At 64.7% G+C, this 18689-nt stretch carries 20 protein-coding genes; 14 read left to right on the top strand and 6 right to left on the bottom strand.

Annotated features, from left to right (window positions below; genetic code table 11):
* A complete protein-coding gene (locus tag AC07XM_RS04075; RefSeq protein WP_060518154.1) occupies positions 1-1023 on the top strand; it encodes a magnesium chelatase ATPase subunit I in 1023 nt (340 codons plus the stop codon).
* A 101-nt stretch (positions 1024-1124) separates the two neighbouring features.
* A complete protein-coding gene (locus AC07XM_RS04070; protein ID WP_016487373.1) occupies positions 1125-1691 on the top strand; it encodes a vWA domain-containing protein in 567 nt (188 codons plus the stop codon).
* Positions 1692-1797: 106 nt separating this feature from the next.
* Here the strand turns inward: AC07XM_RS04070 and AC07XM_RS04065 are convergent, their stop codons facing one another.
* Positions 1798-2064, bottom strand: coding sequence for a hypothetical protein (locus AC07XM_RS04065; protein ID WP_013972506.1), 267 nt, complete (start codon positions 2062-2064; stop codon positions 1798-1800).
* A 341-nt stretch (positions 2065-2405) separates the two neighbouring features.
* Here AC07XM_RS04065 and AC07XM_RS04060 point away from each other — a divergent pair, with 341 nt between their 5' ends.
* Positions 2406-3731 (top strand): sigma-54 dependent transcriptional regulator, encoded by a 1326-nt coding sequence (locus AC07XM_RS04060; protein WP_016487372.1) that lies wholly within the window; start codon positions 2406-2408, stop codon positions 3729-3731.
* Positions 3732-3870: 139 nt separating this feature from the next.
* Here AC07XM_RS04060 and AC07XM_RS04055 read toward each other — a convergent pair whose 3' ends face one another.
* Together AC07XM_RS04055 and AC07XM_RS04050 are read right to left on the bottom strand one after the other, a co-directional pair.
* On the bottom strand, positions 3871-5871 hold the full coding sequence (locus tag AC07XM_RS04055) for a peptidase U32 family protein (protein WP_060518152.1): 2001 nt from the start codon (positions 5869-5871) through the stop codon (positions 3871-3873).
* A gap of 205 nt (positions 5872-6076) precedes the next feature.
* Positions 6077-6457, bottom strand: coding sequence for a RidA family protein (locus AC07XM_RS04050; protein ID WP_016487370.1), 381 nt, complete (start codon positions 6455-6457; stop codon positions 6077-6079).
* 136 nt (positions 6458-6593) lie between these two features.
* On the opposite strand from AC07XM_RS04050, the gene AC07XM_RS04045 reads away from it, so the two are divergent.
* Complete coding sequence (locus AC07XM_RS04045) at positions 6594-7286, top strand: tRNA (adenine(22)-N(1))-methyltransferase (RefSeq protein WP_102688791.1); 693 nt, start codon at positions 6594-6596, stop codon at positions 7284-7286.
* A gap of 1 nt (position 7287) precedes the next feature.
* On the opposite strand, the gene AC07XM_RS04040 is transcribed toward AC07XM_RS04045, so the two are convergent.
* A complete protein-coding gene (locus AC07XM_RS04040; protein WP_016487368.1) occupies positions 7288-7548 on the bottom strand; it encodes a DUF2790 domain-containing protein in 261 nt (86 codons plus the stop codon).
* A gap of 126 nt (positions 7549-7674) precedes the next feature.
* Here AC07XM_RS04040 and AC07XM_RS04035 point away from each other — a divergent pair, with 126 nt between their 5' ends.
* The gene (locus AC07XM_RS04035) at positions 7675-8607 is read left to right on the top strand and encodes a LysR family transcriptional regulator (protein ID WP_023048678.1); all 933 of its coding nucleotides are present in this window, start codon (positions 7675-7677) and stop codon (positions 8605-8607) included.
* 82 nt (positions 8608-8689) lie between these two features.
* Here the strand turns inward: AC07XM_RS04035 and AC07XM_RS04030 are convergent, their stop codons facing one another.
* Together AC07XM_RS04030 and AC07XM_RS04025 are read right to left on the bottom strand one after the other, a co-directional pair.
* Positions 8690-9841 (bottom strand): acyl-CoA dehydrogenase family protein, encoded by a 1152-nt coding sequence (locus AC07XM_RS04030; RefSeq protein WP_016487366.1) that lies wholly within the window; start codon positions 9839-9841, stop codon positions 8690-8692.
* 16 nt (positions 9842-9857) lie between these two features.
* On the bottom strand, positions 9858-10928 hold the full coding sequence (locus AC07XM_RS04025) for an enoyl-CoA hydratase/isomerase family protein (RefSeq protein ID WP_102688792.1): 1071 nt from the start codon (positions 10926-10928) through the stop codon (positions 9858-9860).
* A gap of 255 nt (positions 10929-11183) precedes the next feature.
* Here AC07XM_RS04025 and mdcA point away from each other — a divergent pair, with 255 nt between their 5' ends.
* The 9 genes from mdcA (at position 11184) to madM (ending at position 18613) form a co-directional block, all read left to right on the top strand.
* The gene (gene mdcA, locus AC07XM_RS04020) at positions 11184-12845 is read left to right on the top strand and encodes a malonate decarboxylase subunit alpha (RefSeq protein ID WP_016487364.1); all 1662 of its coding nucleotides are present in this window, start codon (positions 11184-11186) and stop codon (positions 12843-12845) included.
* The gene (locus AC07XM_RS04015) at positions 12845-13744 is read left to right on the top strand and encodes a triphosphoribosyl-dephospho-CoA synthase (protein WP_060518145.1); all 900 of its coding nucleotides are present in this window, start codon (positions 12845-12847) and stop codon (positions 13742-13744) included. Before mdcA ends, AC07XM_RS04015 begins: the two co-directional genes overlap by 1 nt.
* Position 13745: 1 nt before the next feature.
* Complete coding sequence (locus AC07XM_RS04010; protein WP_102688793.1) at positions 13746-14045, top strand: malonate decarboxylase subunit delta; 300 nt, start codon at positions 13746-13748, stop codon at positions 14043-14045.
* On the top strand, positions 14038-14883 hold the full coding sequence (locus tag AC07XM_RS04005) for a biotin-independent malonate decarboxylase subunit beta (RefSeq protein ID WP_016487361.1): 846 nt from the start codon (positions 14038-14040) through the stop codon (positions 14881-14883). Before AC07XM_RS04010 ends, AC07XM_RS04005 begins: the two co-directional genes overlap by 8 nt.
* Positions 14883-15674, top strand: coding sequence for a biotin-independent malonate decarboxylase subunit gamma (gene mdcE, locus AC07XM_RS04000; RefSeq protein ID WP_016487360.1), 792 nt, complete (start codon positions 14883-14885; stop codon positions 15672-15674). The genes AC07XM_RS04005 and mdcE overlap by 1 nt, the downstream gene beginning before the upstream one ends.
* A gap of 1 nt (position 15675) precedes the next feature.
* Positions 15676-16290: a malonate decarboxylase holo-ACP synthase gene (locus AC07XM_RS03995; protein ID WP_024717553.1), complete on the top strand. Its 615-nt coding sequence runs from the start codon at positions 15676-15678 to the stop codon at positions 16288-16290.
* The gene (mdcH, locus tag AC07XM_RS03990) at positions 16287-17207 is read left to right on the top strand and encodes a malonate decarboxylase subunit epsilon (protein WP_102688794.1); all 921 of its coding nucleotides are present in this window, start codon (positions 16287-16289) and stop codon (positions 17205-17207) included. Before AC07XM_RS03995 ends, mdcH begins: the two co-directional genes overlap by 4 nt.
* A gap of 216 nt (positions 17208-17423) precedes the next feature.
* Positions 17424-17846 (top strand): malonate transporter subunit MadL, encoded by a 423-nt coding sequence (madL, locus tag AC07XM_RS03985; RefSeq protein ID WP_016487357.1) that lies wholly within the window; start codon positions 17424-17426, stop codon positions 17844-17846.
* A 2-nt stretch (positions 17847-17848) separates the two neighbouring features.
* Positions 17849-18613, top strand: coding sequence for a malonate transporter subunit MadM (gene madM, locus AC07XM_RS03980; protein ID WP_016487356.1), 765 nt, complete (start codon positions 17849-17851; stop codon positions 18611-18613).
* Positions 18614-18689 lie beyond the last annotated feature (76 nt).

Genomic DNA, 18689 nt, shown 5'->3' with positions numbered 1-18689 from the left:
ATGAGTGAACCCGTGCAATTTCCGCTGGCCGCCGTGGTCGGTGCCGACGACCTGAAGCTGGCGCTGTGCCTGACCGCCATCGACCCGAAAATCGGCGGCGTGCTGATCGAAGGGCCGCGTGGCATGGCCAAGAGCACGCTGGCCCGTGGCCTGGCCGACCTGCTCGGCGAGGGCCCGTTTGTCACCCTGCCACTGGGCGCCAGTGAAGAACGTCTGGTCGGGACCCTCGACCTGGATGCCGCGCTGGGGCAGGGCCGGGCGCAGTTTTCCCCGGGCGTGCTGGCTCAGGCCGACGGTGGCGTGCTGTATGTCGATGAGGTCAACCTGCTCCCCGACACACTGGTTGACCTGTTGCTCGATGTGGCTGCCAGTGGCACCAACCGCATCGAGCGTGACGGTATCTCGCACCGGCACAGCGCCCGCTTCGTGCTGATCGGTACCATGAACCCGGAAGAGGGCGAGCTACGCCCGCAGCTGCTCGACCGTTTTGGCCTGAACGTGGTACTGGAGGGCCTGCCTGCGCCGGAGGCCCGTCAGCAGATCATTCGCCGGCGCCTGGCCTTCGACAGTGACCCGCAGGCTTTCTGCACACAATGGGCTGCGGCCCAGGCGCAGTTACGCGAGCGCTGCCAGGCGGCGCGCCATGCCCTGGCCGGTATTGCCCTGGATGACCAGGCGCTGGCCTGGATTACCGAGCGTTGCTACGCCGCCGGCGTAGACGGGTTGCGCGCCGACCTGGTGTGGTTGCGTGCGGCACGCGCCCACTGCGCCTGGCGCGGCGGTGCGGCCATCGAAGAAGTGGATGTCGAAGCGGTGGCCGAGTTCGCCTTGCGCCATCGCCGCCGCGTTACGCCCCAGGCCAACCCGCCGTCGGCGCCGCAGCCGCCTGACCAGCAGCCAGGCCAGCAAAGCGCTGGCAACGCGGGTGAACAGGGCGGGCAGGGCGACTGGGGGGCATTGCCGGCGCAACCTGTGGCCAGCGGCGCACGTCGCGAGGTGCCGAACTGGGCAAAAAAGCCCTGAGCATCCCCCAGTCACCTGCAAAAGGGGCGGATGCCAAAGCGGGCGCAGGCAAGCAGAACGGCGCCAGCCGTGGCCGCGCGCGCAGTGCAGCAAGCGGCCGGGTGGCCTGGCTGCCGACCTTGCTCAAAGGGCGGCCACGGCTACGCCAGGACCTGTGCTGGCAACAACGCCAGGCTAAACCGGCAGAGTTGTGGCTGGTGATCGTCGACGCGTCGGCCTCGACCCGCCGCCATCAGGCGTTGGCACACACCAAAGGGCTGCTGGCGGCACTGTTCGACCAGGCCTACCGCCAGCGCGCCCGCCTGGCCTTGCTGACCGCCAGCGGGCGCACACCGCAGTGGCAGCGCCACGGCCTGAAGGCCTCGGCAGCCTTGCAGCCATGGCTGCAGGCTTTGGGCGCTGGTGGCGGCACGCCGCTGATCGCTGCGCTGGAACAGGCCCGGCATTGGCTACAGGCGCGCCAGCGCGCCCATCCGGATGAAGCAGTACGCTGCCTGGTGTTTACCGATGGCCGCCTTCAGCACTGGAACGCCGTACAACCCATGCCCTGTACAACGTTGGTGGTGGACATGGAGTTGGCGCCGGTGCGTGTTGGGCGTGCGCAACAGCTGGCCGAACAACTGCAGGCCGATTATCAGCACTTGCAACAGTTCAAAGTCGTGGACTGAACAGCAGGGTTGCGACACTGTGTCGCAACTGTGAAAGTTGCCAGAACAGCAACTTTGTATTTGACCAAGTGCGTGGCGCTGCACGCACTTGGTTTGCCGGGCACTGTTACTTTGGCATCGACCACGGTTGCAGGTCGTAACCTTTTTCGCACAGTTCGGCGCGCACTTCTTCGATCAGGCTGGCCCACTGGGCAGGGTCGGAGTAGATACGCGACGACACTTGCTTGCTGCCAATGCGGGTGCTGGTCCGGTCGATTACTGCCAGGCTCAGCTCACCAGTACCATTGGGTGCATCCCAGGCTACGCACTGGAAAGGTTCGAAGGCGTGGTCGGCAATCAGCAGTGCTTCGTTGACACGGAGCGGGGCATTCATGGTTCGGTCTCTCTATGGTCCCAAACATCGAAGTGAGTCCGCGTTGCTTCAAGGTCGCCTCAAGGGTTGCGAATTGCAGCGCGGGGTTATGTGTACTGATGCTCGTCCTCTGGGGGCAAGTCACACATTAGGTGTAAAATTTTTTGTCAGGCTTGAATCCGTTATTGCCTGCGCCGCCATGGGATGTCGTTAAAGTGCGAAAATTCCCGTGGGACATTGTAAAAAAATGCGTCAACAGACAGACGGTAGTGGGCACTGTCAACTTCGTTGCTACTGTTAAGCGAGCGCCACAACTTGCTGTTTTACTTCATAAAACCAAAAACTGGCGCCAAGGATCGGTTATGCAACAGCTTGCCGCTCAACGTCGTTTGCTCATCGTCGACCCGTGCGACGACTGCCACCAGCTGTTGCCTGGGCTGCGTAACGCAGGCTGGGATGTGGACAGTTGCATGCTCGCTGCCGCGCTGGACCATCCTTGTGATGTAGGGTTATTGCGATTGCAGGCTTCGCACCTGCGGCACCCGGACGCGGTCAAGGACATGATCAAGCGCAGTAACACCGAGTGGATCGCGGTGCTCAGTGCCGAACAATTACGCATGCCGGCCGTCGGCGATTTTGTTTGCGAATGGTTTTTCGACTTTCATACCTTGCCATTCGATGAGTCCCGGGTTCAGGTCACCCTGGGCAGGGCATTCGGCATGGCGCGGCTACGTGGCAAAGGGGCTGCCAGGGTGGACGAGGCGACCCACGAACTGCTCGGCGAAAGCCGGCCGATCCGCGAGTTGCGCAAGCTGTTGGGCAAGCTGGCGCCCACCGAGTCGCCCGTGCTTATCCGTGGTGAAAGCGGCACGGGCAAGGAACTGGTGGCGCGCACCCTGCATCGGCAGTCGCAGCGCAGCGACCAACCGTTCGTCGCCATCAACTGCGGGGCAATCCCCGAGCACCTCATCCAGTCAGAATTGTTCGGTCATGAGAAGGGCGCTTTCACGGGTGCCCATCAGCGCAAGACCGGGCGCATTGAAGCAGCCCACGGTGGCACGTTGTTCCTGGATGAGATTGGTGACTTGCCGCTGGAGTTGCAGGCCAATCTGCTGCGTTTTCTGCAAGAAAAGCACATCGAGCGGGTGGGCGGCAGCCAGCCGATTCCGGTGGATGCACGGGTCTTGGCCGCCACCCACGTAGACCTTGAAAGAGCCATCGAGCAGGGGCGTTTTCGCGAAGACCTGTATTACCGCTTGAACGTGCTGCAGGTGGTGACGGCGCCGCTGCGTGACCGGCATGGTGACTTGTCGATGCTAGCCAGCCATTTTGCCCATTTCTACAGCCTGGAAACCGGGCGCCGGCCGCGTTCATTCAGCGACCATGCCCTAGCGGCCATGGGCCGGCATGACTGGCCGGGCAATGTACGCGAGTTGGCCAACCGGGTGCGACGCGGCCTGGTCCTGGCCGAAGGCCGGCAGATCGAGGCGCAGGACCTGGGCCTGCAGACGTTGGACCAAGGGCAGCAGCCGCTGGGCACGCTAGAGGAATACAAGCAGCGCGCCGAGCGCCAGGCCTTGTGCGATGTGCTTAACCGGCACAGCGATAACATGAGCGTAGCGGCCAAGGTGCTGGGGATCTCCCGGCCGACCTTCTACCGCCTGCTGCACAAGCATCAGATACGCTGAATGAGCCACGAAACAATGGTCTGCGACACACCGCCGTGGGAGCGGACTTGCCCCGCGAACACCGGCAACGCCGGTGCCATGAACCGCGTCGCTGGCTTCGCGGGACAAGCCCGCTCCCACACTGACCACTGCCTGAAAATCAGTGTGGCGCGCGCACGATGGTCTTCAGCAGGTCTTCCGGGCTGATGTGCCCCACTACCTGAGCCACCGCACTGCCCGGGGTTGGCAGGTCGATGATGTGGCTTTTCATCTTGCCGACCACATGCATTTCGCACGGTTTGCAGTCGAACTTCAGGGTCAGCACTTCGTCACCCTGAATCAGCTGCATCGGCGCTACCTTGGTGCGCACACCGGTCACGCCCTTGGCCTGCTTGGGGCACAGGTTGAAGGAGAAGCGCAGGCAGTGCTTGGTGATCATCACCGGCACTTCACCGTGTTCTTCGTGGGCCTCGTAGGCAGCGTCGATCAGCTGCACGCCGTGGCGGTGGTAGAAGTCGCGCGCCTTCTGGTTGTACACGTTGGCCAGGAACGACAGGTGCGACTCGGGGTACACCGGTGGCGGCGAGGTCTCGGCCTTGCGCCCGCCACGCGGGTGCGCCTTGATACGCGCTTCGGTCAGCGCCTCGATGGCTTCACGGCGCAGGGCCTTGAGCTGCGAGTTGGGGATGAAGTAGGCCTGCGGCGCGTCCAGCTCGATGCTGCTGGCGTGGTACATCGTGGTCCCCAGCTGGCCGAGCAGGTCGTGCAACTGGTCCAGTGCCTGCTGCGGCTTGTTGGCCGTGCCGAACGGCCCGTCCAGGGCCACCTGCACGCTGACGCCTTCCTCGCTGCTGAGGGTGAGCATCAAGCGCTGCTCGCGCAGCACAGCATGCCATTGCACGCTAACCCGGCGCTCGGAAGAGGTGCGTTGCAGGGCCTGCTGCCAGTTGTGGTCAAGGTTGCGCGACAGCGGGTGGTTGGGCCGCAGCTTGTGCAGGCCTTCGGGCATTTCGTTTGGCTCAACGCGGTAGCGGTAGCGCTTTTGGCCGTCTTCCTCGAATTCGCCACGTGGTTCGGCGATGTTGGCGCGGAAACCCACCACTTCACGTTTGACCAGCACGTTCAGGCCGTCGCCGTTGGTCAGTGGCACCTCGGTGACCACTTGCATGTCACGCTTGCCGACCTTTTCCACCACACCCACCGGCAGGCCGGTGAAGGTGGGCGAGTCGAAGGCGCCGATATCGACTTTGCGGTCGGTCACGAAATAGTCGGTGCTGCCGCGGTGGAAGGTCTTGTCCGGGTCGGGCACGAAGAAGTGCTCGGTCCGGCCGCTGGACGCACGGGCATATTCCGGGCGGCCTTCGAGAATGGCGTCGAGCTCTTTGCGGTAGTGGGCGGTGATGTTCTTCACATAGCCCATGTCCTTGTAGCGGCCCTCGATCTTGAACGAGCGCACGCCGGCATCTACCAGGTCGGCCAGGTTGGCGGTCTGGTTGTTGTCCTTCATTGACAGCAGGTGCTTCTCGAACGCAACCACGCGACCCTGGTCATCCTTCAGGGTGTAGGGGAGGCGGCAGGCTTGCGAACAGTCGCCACGGTTGGCGCTTCGGCCAGTCTGCGCGTGGGAGATGTTGCACTGGCCGGAGAATGCCACGCACAGCGCACCGTGGATGAAGAACTCGATGGCAGCGTCGGTTTCGGCGGCGATGGCGCGGATTTGCTGCAGGTTCAGCTCACGGGCCAGTACCAGCTGGGAGAAACCGGCCTGGTCGAGGAACTTGGCCCGTTCCAGGGTGCGGATGTCGGTCTGGGTGCTGGCGTGCAGCTCGATCGGCGGGATGTCCAGCTCCATTACACCCAAGTCCTGCACGATCAGCGCGTCGACGCCGGCGTCGTACAGCTGATGGATCAGCTTGCGCGCAGGTTCCAGCTCGTTGTCGTGGAGGATGGTGTTGATGGTGGTGAACACGCGCGCATGGTAGCGACGGGCGAACTCGACCAGTTCGGCGATCTCGCTGACCTCGTTGCAGGCGTTATGGCGCGCGCCAAAGCTTGGGCCGCCGATGTAGATGGCGTCAGCGCCGTGCAGGATCGCTTCACGGGCGATGGCCACATCACGGGCAGGGCTGAGCAGTTCCAGGTGATTCTTTGGAAGGGACATATCGTTATATTTTCGGGCTGCCACGGTTTAGGCGGGCATTGTAGCGGTGAAACGGGCTGACGGCATCATCGGGGTGCCGGGAGGTGTAGTGCTGTTACCGGCCCCAACGCCGGCAAGCCAGCGCCCACAGGAGTTGCATAGGGCTTGAGGCCGATGCGGTCGAGGTGGGCGCTGGCTTGCCGGCGATAGGGCCCTTGCAGGTAGCTCAGCGCTTGGCAGCCATCGCCGTGACTTCTACGCGCATGCCGTCAAATGCCAGCGACGCCACACCCACGGCCGCACGTACCGGCCATGGCTTGCTGAAGAAGCGCTGGTACACCTCGTTGAACGCGGCACGGTCGGCCATGTCGGTCAGGTAGATGGTCAGGTGCAGCACGCGGTCCATGCCGCTGCCAGCCTTTTCCAGCGCCACTTTCAACGCCTGCAAGGTGCATTCGCTTTGCTCGACGATGCCGCCCAGCTCCAGGCTGCCGTCGGCGTGGGTCGGGATCTGGGTGGTGACCAGTACGCCGTTGAATTCGGCGACGTCGGACGAAATCGACTCGGCGTCCGGGTCCGGGGTGTAGATGATGTCTGCATGTGCCATGGTGTGTTTTGCCTTGCTACGGAAGGAAAACGGCAAGCCTACGCGAGCAGGCGCACCCGGTCGAGGGCACCCCGGTGTTTGAAATGCGCGACGTTCGCCGTCAGAATCGCGCCCATTGCAAAGCCAGGGGCACACTTTGAACGAACAGACTTTGTCCAGGCGCCTGGAGCGCGTGGCCGCACATGTGCCGCAGGGCGCGCGCCTGGCCGATATCGGCTCGGACCACGGTTACCTGCCGGTGGCATTGATGCTGCGCGGCGTACTCGAGGCCGCTGTAGCGGGTGAGGTGGCGCAGACGCCGTTCGCCTCGGCCCAACGCAACGTGCGCAGAAACGGCCTGCAAGACCGGGTCACCGTGCGCCTGGCGGATGGGCTGGCAGCGGTCGAGCCGCAAGACCGCATCTCGGTGGTCAGCATCTGCGGCATGGGCGGCGACACCATGTGCGAGATCCTCGAGGCCGGCAAGCAGCGCCTTGGTGGCATCACGCGGCTGGTACTGCAGCCCAATGGCGGTGAGCGTGAGCTGCGCCAGTGGCTGGCGGATAACGGTTACCACATCGTCAACGAAGAGCTGCTGCGGGAAAACCGCTTCGATTACGAGATCATCGTCGCCGAGCCGGGCAGGGTGGAATATAGCCCTGAGCACCTGTACTTCGGCCCAGTGTTGATGCAGGAGAAAAGCGAGGCGTTTCTGGTCAAGTGGCGGCGCATGCTGCGGCAAAAGCAGCAGACCCTGGCCAATTTCCAGCGGGCTCGCGATGCGGTGCCTCAGGCGAAAATCGACGACTTCAATCAGCAGGTGGGCTGGATCACCCAGGTCCTGGCCTGACTCACTGCTGCGAGCAGTTGCCCATTTCGCGGTAGTCGATTTCGCGCTTCTGGCCCTGGTGGTCGACATACACCATGTGCGCAGTGCCGACCTGGCAGTCGGCGGCGTTACTGGCGGGGGTGATGGAGATGACCTTGGCCACGTCCAGCGGCATGCCGTACTCATACGTGCTGCTGGCTGCCTTTGTACTGCCTGCATCAGCAAGGGCACCAAACGAGGCGAAGGCAGCAGCAACAGCAAGGACAGCGATCGAACGTTTCATGACAGGTTTCTTTTCTTGAATGTATGACTAATGATGTATTCATTGGTCATTCACAATAAATGGGCTGTTCCGTGATAGATTCCTGCCTTTAACGCAAGAATAAGACTGAACAAGGAGCACACTTTCATGGACATGCTGCATGCCATGCGTACCTTCGCCAGGGTGGTGGAATGTGGCAGCTTCGCTGCAGCCGCCAATGCGTTGGATATTTCAGCAGCGCAGGTTTCGCGTATCGTCGCCGAGCTGGAAAACCAGCTGCAGACCCGCCTGTTGCACCGCACCACCCGGCGGCTGCGCATGAGCGAGGCGGGCGAGCGGTTTCTGGAGCGCGCGCGGCAAATCATGCTGCTGACCGAAGAGGCGGTGGGTGAGGCCCGCGGTGCGCACCTCACGCCTCGCGGCCATTTGCGTTTGCATTGCCCGCACGGCCTGGGGCTGCTGCTGATGCCGCTGGTGGCCGGCTACAACGCACTGTGCCCGGAGGTGGTGATCGAGCTGACGCTGTCGCAGCGCAACCCTGACCCGCTGGCCGAAGGGCATGACGTGGTCATCACCGTGGACGGCGCGCTGCCGGACTCACAGCTGATTGCCGTCCCGCTCGGCAATATTTTCAGTATTCCCTGCGCAGCACCCAGCTATCTGGAGCGGCATGGGGTGCCTGAGCGCCCCGAGGACCTGCATGGGCACCGCTGCCTGCGCATGGCGTATCCCATGTATGAAGGTGACTGGGTATTCCCCCAGGGTGTGGACCAGTGTGTGATCACACCGAGTGACAACTTCTCCACCAACGTTGCCGATGCCATGCTGGTGGCCAGTGAATTGGGCATGGGCATTGGCCTGCTACCGTTCTATACGGCCAGCCAGGCGATCGAGCAAGGGCGGTTGTGCAGGCTGCTGGCGCCGTACCGCCTGCGCGAGAGCGCGCTGTATGCGATGTACCCGTCACGGCATTATCTGGATGCCAAGGTGCGGACCTGGATCGATTACCTCAAGGAGCAGTTGCCAGCGTTGTTCGAGGGGCATGCGCAGGTGGTGGATGATTCGCGGTACTGGCGTTGAAACGCAGATCCGCTTACTTGTGGGAGCGGCCTTGTGCCGCGATTGGGCCGCAAGGCCGCTCCCACAGATGGGGACCGCCGTACTACAGGGGGTAGTGCTTCAGCTCGCGTGCAATCAGCATGCGCTGGATCTCGCTCGACCCCTCATAGATCTGGGTAATCCGCGCATCGCGGTAATAGCGTTCCACCGGGTAATCTTCCAGGTAGCCATACCCGCCATGCACCTGGATCGCCATCGAACACACCCGCTCGGCCATTTCCGACGCGAACAGCTTGGCCTGTGATGCCTCCGACAGGCACGGTTTGCCGGCGCTGCGCAGGCGGGCGGCATGCAGGATCAGCAAACGTGCGGCGTTTACCTGTACCTGCATGTCGGCCAGCAGGTTGGCGATGCTTTGGTGTTCGTTGATCGGTTTGCCAAATTGCACCCGGTCGCGCGAGTAGACCAGCGCCGCCTCGAAGGCTGCACGGGCAATGCCTAACGCCTGGGCGGCGATGCCGATACGGCCGCCTTCAAGGTTGGACAGGGCGATGGCCAGGCCCTTGCCACGCTCGCCAAGGATGTTGGCTGCGGGGATGCGGCAATTGTCGAAGGTGACCGCGCAGGTGTCGGAGGCGCGGATGCCCATCTTGTGCTCGCTGCGGTCGACCTTGAAGCCCGGGTTGTCGGTGGGCACCAGGAACGCCGAGAGGCCCTTCTTGCCCAGCTCCGGGTCGGTCACCGCGAAGACGATGGCCAAGCCGGCGCGGCGTGCATTGCTGACGAATTGTTTGGCACCATTGATTACCCACTCGCCATCGACCCGTTCGGCGCGGGTGCGCAGGTTGTGCGCCTCGGAGCCGGCCTGGGGCTCTGTCAGGCAGAAGCAGCCAATCACCTCGCCGCTGGCCAGGCGTGGCAGCCATTGCTGTTGTTGCTCGGCAGTACCGTAGGCCAGCAGAGGGCCGCAGCCTACCGAGTTGTGAATGCTCATCATCGCCCCGGTGGCGCCGCAGCCTGCGGCGATTTCTTCCACGGCCAGGGCGTAGGCGACGTAGTCGGTGTAGCTGCCGCCGAAGTCCTCTGGTACCACCATGCCCAGCAGGCCCAGGTCGCCCATCTTGCGCACCACGCCGTCATCGATCCAGCCGGCCTTTTCCCAGGCCTGGGCGTGTGGGGCGATCTCGCCGCGGGCAAAATCCCGGGCCATGTCGCGGATCATGATCTGTTCTTCGCTCAGTTCAAGGTCTTGCATCTGTGTACTCCCGGGCTCACAGGCCTTCGAAGAATTGGTCCACCCGCTGCTGCTGCAGCGCGGCCAGGGTCGGCGGGTTCCAGCGAGGCTGTTTGTCCTTGTCGATGATCAGGGCGCGCACGCCTTCGATGATGTCGCCATGCTGGAACCACTGGCGGTCCAGGTGCAGCTCCATGGCAAAGCAGTCTTCCAGCCCTAGCTGGCGACCGCGGCGCAACATCTCCAGAGTAACCGCCATGGCCAGCGGTGAGCGGCTTTCCAGCTGGTCGGCGGCGGCCACGGCCCAGGCATGGCTGTCGCCGATGCTGACCGCACGCAGTTGCTCGACGATGGCTTGCAGGGTGGGCAGGGAGAAGAAGTGATCGATGACCGGACGCAGTTTTTCCAGGGGGGCATCACTCAAAACCTGGGTGCCGAGCCTGGCCAGCAGGTTCTGCAGGTCCTTGAGCGGGTTGTCGCCAAAGCTCAGTTGCTCCAGGCCCTGGTCGAGGGCGGCAAGCTGGTCACTGGCCAGGTACCAGTCGGCCAAGCCGCAGTAAAGGGCGTCGGCCGCCTGGATCTGGGTGCCGCTGACGCCCAGGTAAATCCCCAGCTCGCCGGGGATGCGCGACAGGAAGTAGCTGCCGCCGACATCGGGGAAGTAGCCGATGCCCACTTCGGGCATGCCCAGCCGGCTGCGCTCGGTGACCACGCGCAGGTCGCAGCCCTGGGCCAGGCCCATGCCGCCGCCGAGGGTGAAGCCGTCCATCAGTACCAACACGGGCTTGCGGTAGCGGTGGATGAGCAGGTCGAGGGCGTATTCCTCGACAAAGAAGGTTTCATGCAGCGTGTCGCCCGCTTTGAAACTGTCGTGCAGCGAGCGGATGTCACCACCGGCACAGAAGCCTTTGGGCCCCTCGCCGCGCAGCACCACGGCGCGCACGTGCGGGTCTTCGGCCCACTGATCCAGGTGCTGGCGCAGGCTACGAACCATGTCCAGGGTGAGGGCATTCAAGCCGGCGGGGCGGTTCAGGGTCAGGTGGCCAACCTGGTTGCGGACTTCGGCCAGTACAGGCTCGGTTGCCAAGGTTTGAGCGTGCGCAGTCATTGCGTTCTCCCTGCTTTGTTATTGATTTTCCAAGTGAAGTCTGGAGTTCGCTGGAGGATCGCAGGATCCTGTCATGCGAATTTGCCCTGCACAATCGACAATTATGCAGGGGTATCGTGCATTTTTGCCGTGGGTGAGTCCTCTAGCAGGGCAGTTCATTAACCTTACCGTAATGAACACACCGGCAGCTTGATTGATCCGCCGGGCAGCACAGCCCTAAGGTGATGTCCACGACAGCGAACCTGTGGAGTCACCATGACAATAACTCAGAATCCACCGCCGCAATGGTCGCGGCGGCGCGCCGAAAAGCAGCGCCGCCTCGATCGGGTCCGCCACCTTGCCGACGGCGTGGTGCTGCCCACCGAACGTATCGTCGAAGCCCTCGAACTGTTGCTGGCCCCCGGCGACCGGGTGGTGCTGGAAGGCAACAACCAGAAGCAGGCCGACTTCCTGTCGCGCTCGCTGGCCAAAGTCGACCCCGGGCGCCTGCACGACCTGCACATGATCATGCCCAGCGTCAGCCGCGCCGAGCACCTTGACCTGTTCGAACGCGGCATTGCCCGCAAGCTCGACTTTTCCTTCGCCGGCCCGCAGAGCCTGCGCATCGGCCAGTTGCTGGAAGATGGCCTGCTCGAAGTCGGTGCCATCCACACCTATATCGAACTGTACTCGCGGCTGCTGGTCGACCTGATCCCCAATGTCACCCTGGTGGCCGGTTTCATGGCCGACCGTGACGGCAACCTGTACACTGGCCCCAGCACCGAAGATACCCCCGCACTGGTAGAGCCTGCTGCCTTCAGCGACGGCATCGTCATCGCTCAGGTCAACCAGCTGGTGGACCGCGTCGATGACCTGCCACGGGTCGACATACCGGCGTCCTGGGTCGACTTTGTGGTGGTGGCCGACCAGCCTTTCTACATCGAGCCGCTGTTTACCCGAGACCCGCGCCACATCAAGCCGGTGCATGTGCTCATGGCGATGATGGCCATACGCGGCATCTACGAAAAACACCAGGTGCAGTCGCTGAACCACGGCATCGGCTTCAATACCGCCGCCATCGAGCTGATCTTGCCCACCTACGGCGAGTCTCTGGGCCTGAAGGGCAAGATCTGCCGCAACTGGACGCTCAACCCTCACCCGACCCTGATCCCGGCCATCGAGACCGGCTGGGTGCAAAGCGTGCACTGCTTCGGCACCGAGCTGGGCATGGAGGACTACATAGCCCAGCGCCCGGACGTGTTCTTCACCGGCCGCGATGGTTCGCTGCGCTCCAACCGCATGATGTGCCAGCTGGCGGGGCAATACGCTGTCGACCTGTTTATTGGCGCCACTTTGCAAGTGGATGGCGATGGCCATTCCTCGACCGTGACCCGCGGCCGCCTGGCCGGTTTTGGCGGTGCGCCGAATATGGGCCACGACCCGCGTGGCCGGCGCCACGCGACCCCGGCCTGGCTCGACATGACCGTGCCGGAAACCCTGCTGGAGCGCGGCCGCAAGCTGGTGGTGCAAATGGTCGAAACCTACCAGGAAGGCGGCAAGCCCACCTTCGTGGAAACCCTCGATGCCGTGGAAGTCGCCAAGAAGGCCGGCATGCCGTTGGCGCCGGTGATGATCTACGGCGATGACGTCACCCACCTGCTGACCGAGGAGGGCATTGCCTACCTGTACAAGGCCCGCAGCCTGGAAGAACGCCAGCAGATGATCGCCGCCGTGGCAGGGGTTACCGCCATCGGCCTGCGCCACGATCCGAAAGACACCCTGCGCATGCGCCAGCAAGGCCTGATCGCCTTGCCCGAAGACTTGGGCATTCGCCGCACCGACGCCAGCCGCGAGCTGCTGGCCGCCCGCAGCATTGCCGAGCTGGTCGAGTGGTCCGGCGGCCTCTACAACCCGCCTGCACGGTTCAGGAGCTGGTGATGAAAGCACTCATTCTCGCACTCCCCCAGGTTCCTGTGGGAGCGGGTTCACCGGCGAAGAGGCCAGCCCAGGCAACCGAAATTCCCCTGGCCGACCACCTCGCCGACCTGGCCGTTGAAGCCCTGATCGACGAAGCCGACCTGTCCCCCAAACCCGGGCTGGTCGACCGCCGCAGCAACGGCGCCCACAAAGACATGACCCTGACCTTGATGCACGCTTCGGCCCTGGCCTTGTGGCCATGCCTGCGCAACATGGCCGAAGCCGCCCAGTCCATCGGCCAGGTTGGTCAACCTCTGCGCGCCGCACTGGGCCAGCTCGGCCGCGAAGGCGAGGCCGCGATGCTTGCCGCCACCCACGGGGTAAACACCCACCGCGGCGCCATCTGGGCACTGGGCCTGCTGGTGGCGTCCACGGCCCTCGATACCCAGGCAGACGCCTGCACGCTGGCCGCCCGTGCCGGGCGCATCGCGCTGTTCGACGACCCGGCCATGCCGCGCCAGGACAGCCACGGCTCGCAGGTACGCCACCGCTACGGCACCGGCGGTGCCCGCGAACAGGCACAGCAAGGCTTCCCCGCCGTGGTCGGGTACGGCCTGCCACAACTGCAACGTAGCCGCGCTGCCGGGGCCAGCGAGTCGCATGCCCGGCTTGATGCGTTACTGGCAATCATGGCCGTGCTCAGCGACACCTGTGTGCTCTGGCGCAGCGGCCCGGCCGGGCTGGCTGCCGTCCAGCAAGGTGCCCGCGCCGTACTTGCCGAGGGCGGCAGCGCCACCTTGGCCGGGCGCCGGCACCTGCGCGGGCTGGACCAGCAACTGCTGCACCTGAACGCCTCACCGGGCGGCGCCGCCGATTTGCTGGCCGCCTGCCTGTTCCTCGACAAAGCCGGGAGCCTGTGAAATGGAAACCCTGAATTTTCAATTCCCCGCCGCCGAGCCTGGCCGTGGCCGCACGCTGGTGGGCTGCGTCAGCTCCGGCGACCTCGAGGTGCTGATCGAGCCCGGCACTGCCGGCAGCCTGCACATCCAGGTAATGACCTCGGTCAATGGCAGCGGTGCCCGCTGGGCGCAACTGTTCCAGCGCCTGTTCGAGGGCCGTACCTGGCCGGCCGTGAACATCGACATCCACGATTTCGGCGCCACGCCAGGCGTGGTGCGCTTGCGCCTTGAGCAAGGCTTCGAGGAGATTGCCCATGACTGACACCGAACGTTTGCTGCGCAGCCGCAGCTTTGTCGAACTGGGCGCCCGACAGCGCGCCCGCGCCGTGCTCGACCCGGGCAGCTTCCGTGAACTGCTGGGCCCGTTCGATCGGCTGATGTCGCCGTGGCTGCCGCGACAGGGCATCGTGCCTCAGGCCGATGATGGCGTGGTTATCGCCAAAGGCCGGCTGAACGGGCGCCATGCCGTAGTCGCTGCCATTGAAGGTGGCTTCCAGGGGGGCAGCATGGGCGAGGTGGGTGGTGCAAAAATCGCCGGCGCCTTGGAGCTGGCCATCGAAGACACTCGCAACGGTACTCCCACCTGCGCTGTGTTGCTGCTGGAAACCGGTGGCGTTCGCCTGCAAGAGGCCAACCTGGGCCTGGCGGCGATTGCCGAGATCCAGGCGGCGATTGTCGAGCTGCGGGCCTTGCAGCCGGTGATCGGCCTGATCGCAGGTTCGGTAGGTTGCTTTGGCGGCATGTCCATCGCCGCAGGCCTGTGCAGCCACCTGCTGGTGACCCGCGAAGCGCGTCTGGGCCTCAACGGCCCGCAGGTGATCGAGCAGGAAGCCGGCATCGGCGAATACGATGCCAAGGACCGCCCCTTCATCTGGAGCCTGACGGGTGGCGAGCAACGCTACGCCAGCGGGTTGGTGGACGGCTATGTGGCCGATGATATCGATGCACTGCGCGATCGCTTGTTGCAACTGCTCGACGCACCCTCCAAAGACCGCGTCAGCCAGCACGCCTGGTTCCTCGACCGGCTGGCCCGGCTGGGCGAAAACTGCCCACAACTGGATGCCGCCGCCGTGCGCGCCCTTTATCAAGGAGAAGCCTAATGAACCGTGCCTTGAACTGGCTGCCGGGCCTGGCCGGCGGGCAAGCCTTGCCGGGCTACCCTGCGTCGCTGCGGGTGATCGACGGCGAACTGGACAACCGCCTGGCGCGCTTCATCGCCGTGGTACCCGATGCCGACAACCCATTCCCCCGTGCCCGCTCGGGCGAGGTCGGCCTGCTGGAAGGTTGGGGCCTGGCCAAGGCGGTGAGCGAGGCGGTGGAAGCTGACCGCAATGGCCAGAAGCGGGCCATTGTCGCGGTGGTCGACGTGCCCAGCCAGGCCTACGGCCGCCGCGAGGAGGCGTTGGGCATTCACCAGGCACTGGCCGGGGCCGTGCAGGCCTACGCCCAGGCGCGGTTGGCCGGGCACCCGGTAATCGGTCTGCTGGTCGGCAAGGCCATGTCCGGTGCCTTTCTTGCCCACGGTTACCAAGCCCAGCGCCTGATCGCCCTGGACGATGCCGGGGTCATGGTGCATGCCATGGGCAAGGCGGCTGCGGCGCGGATTACCCTGCGAAGCGTCGAGCAACTTGAGGCTCTGGCCGCCGAAGTGCCCCCCATGGCCTACGACCTGGCCAGCTACGCCTCGCTGGGCCTGCTGTGGCGCCGCCTGACAGTGGACAACGCCGAGGCACCGAGCCGCGCCGACATTGCCCAGGTGCGTGCCTGCCTGGCAGAGGCGGTGCACGATATTGGCAGCTCGACCGACCTGTCGTCACGGCTGGCGGGGGAAAACCGCAGCGCTTCGCGCCTGGTACGCGAACAGCTGCGCCGCCAGTGGCAGGGCGCTTGAGATGAGCGCGCCAAGGCCGCACGACCTGCTGTGGGGGATGCCCGTGTCGGGCTTGCCCGCCGATGCGCCGCAGTGGGCGCAGGACGTGCTGGCAAGCGGCCGGCCGGTGGTGGTGCGCCGCGCCACCTGTGAGGATGGCTGGGTGGCGGTTGGGGTGCGTGGTGTGGGCCGGGCACAGCGGTTGGGTGTGTTGATGCGCCTGGCCGATATCCAGCGTCGGCAAGGCCCCGAAGTGCTGCGTGTGAACGTACAAAGCCCATGGCCTGCGCTACAGGCACTGGCCTCGGTCGCCCCGGTATTGCAGGCCAGCGGCCTGGAATGGGGGCCGACGGGCGGGGTGGGGTATCAGATTGCGACCGGCGTTGAAGTGGTACACGCCGACAGTGACCTGGACCTGCTGCTGCGTACCCCGCAACCACTGGCCCGCGCTCAGGCGCGGGAGCTGCAGGATATCCTCGACTGCGCGCCGTGCCGTATCGATGTGCAACTGGAAACCCCGGCAGGCGCCATTGCCTTGCGCGAATGGGCCGGTTTTGCCCGCCGCGTGCTGCTCAAGTCGCCGCATGGCCCGCGCTTGGTCAGCGAGCCTTGGGCAGTGATGGAGCGTGCCGCATGAGCAGCCTGTTCGCCTTCCCTGGCCAGGGGGCTCAGCAGGTGGGGATGCTGCAGCATCTGCCAGAGGGCGCCGGGCAGCTGCTGGAGGAGGCCAGCGATACCCTGGGCGAAGCTGCGCAGGCGCTGGACAGCCCGCAAGCGCTGCAGTCTACCCGGGCGGTTCAGCTGTGCCTGCTGCTGAGTGGCGTGGCCTGGGCACGTTGGCTGATGCAGCGCAGCCCTGCGCCGGATTATGTGGCGGGCTTGTCGATTGGCGCTTATCCCGCAGCTGTCACGGCGGGCGCCCTGGGTTTTGCCGATGCCGTGCGCCTGGTCGCCCTGCGTGGCCGGTTGATGCAGTGTGCCTATCCGCAAGGCTACGGCATGACTGCACTCAATGGCATGGACTTGGCCACTGTCGAGCGTTTGCTGGTGGATGCCGGCGGTGAGGTGCATGTCGCAAACCTCAACAGTGAAAACCAGATTGTCATCGCCGGTAGCGATTCGGCGATGGCTGCGGTCGCAGCCCGTGCGCGTCGTCTTGGCCAAGGCGTCGCCCGGCGCCTTGCGGTCAGCGTGCCTTCGCATTGCCCGCTGCTTGATGGCCCGGCAGCGGAACTGGCCAGTGCCTTCGCCTCGGTCGAGTTGCACCGCCCACGCATCACCTACCTCAGCGGCAGCAGCGCGCGCCCGGTGTTCGACCCGCAGCGCCTGCGCGACGACCTGGCGGGCAACATGGCAAGGGTGGTCGACTGGCGTGCCACGTTGCGCAACGCCTTTGAGCGTGGCGTGCGACTGCACCTGGAAATACCGCCCGGCAGCGTGCTCAGCGGGCTGGCCCGGGCCGTGTTCGAACAGGGCAGGGTAGTGGCCGTGGAAGGCACCCGTTGGGACACCCTGAATGCGCTGCTGCGCCAGGAGGTGGCTGACCGGCGATGATGGCTGGCTAACGCAATCCCTGTGGGAGCGGCCTTGCGTCGCGATTGGGCCGCAGAGCGGCCCCGGCAATTCTGAAGTGAAGCGAAGATCCTTGGGGGCGCTGCGCACCCCTGTCGCCACACAAGGCCGCTACCACAAAGACCGCGAACGCCGCATAAGTGTGTGTTTACGAAGAACAACAACAAGCAACTTCGACACTACCTGAGGACAACAATAATGATCATCTATGGTGTGGCACTGCTGGCGGTCTGCACGCTTGCTGGCGTTATCGTCGGCGACTTCCTGGGCGTGCTGCTGGGCGTCAAATCCAATGTGGGCGGGGTGGGCATCGCCATGATCCTGCTGATCTGCGCGCGGCTGTACATGCACCGCAATGGCGGCATGAGCAAGGAATGCGAGTTCGGTGTCGGCTTCTGGGGTGCCATGTACATCCCGGTAGTGGTGGCCATGGCGGCCCAGCAGAATGTGGTCACCGCCCTGCACGGCGGGCCGGTGGCGCTGCTGGCGGCAGTGGGCGCGGTGCTGGTGTGCGGCGCGACTATTGCCCTGATCAGCCGCAGCCACCGCGGTGAGCCTTTGCCCGCGCTTGAACCCGCCCCTGAAACCCGCGCGCAGGTTACCCCTGCAGGAGGTCGTTGAACATGTGGCCGATTATTGAAAATGCCTTGGAACACAACGGCCTGGTCACCGCCTTTGCTGCGGTGGGCGCAATCATGTGGTTGTCGGTTGTGCTGTCGAAATACCTCACCTTCGGCCGGGTGCACGGCTCGGCTATCGCGATCGTCATCGGCCTGGTGCTGGCCTGGGTAGGCGGCACCGTGACGGGCGGGCAGAAAGGCCTGGCCGACATGGCGCTGTTCTCCGGTATCGGCCTGATGGGCGGGGCCATGCTGCGTGACTTCGCCATTGTAGCCACTGCCTTCGAGGTGCAGGCCACCGAAGCGCGCAAAGCCGGGATGATTGGCTTGGTGGCGCTGCTGCTGGGCACGGTGCTGCCATTCATAGTTGGCGCGGCAGTCGCCTACGCCTTCGGCTACCGCGATGCGGTGAGCATGACCACCATCGGCGCAGGTGCCGTGACCTATATCGTCGGCCCGGTGACCGGGGCGGCGCTGGGTGCCAGCTCGGACGTGATGGCTTTGTCGATTGCCACCGGGCTGATCAAGGCGATCCTGGTGATGGTGTTCACCCCGGTGTCGGCGCGCCTGCTGGCGCTCGACAACCCGCGCTCGGCGATGGTGTTCGGCGGGTTGGCCGGAACCGTGTCGGGGGTGACGGCCGGGCTGGCGGCGACGGACCGGCGGCTGGTGCCGTATGGCGCATTGACCGCCACCTTCCATACCGGGTTGGGGTGCCTGATGGGGCCGTCGATTCTGTATTTCTGCGTACGTGGTCTGGTCGGCTGACGTCGTACCCTTCCTTTCTGTGGGAGCGGGTGTGCCCGCGAAGCAGGCGACTCGGTGCATGGCACCGGCTTCGCCG

This window comes from Pseudomonas sp. GW460-LB5, assembly GCF_059423245.1.
This window is presented reverse-complemented; position numbering and strand designations above follow the sequence as displayed.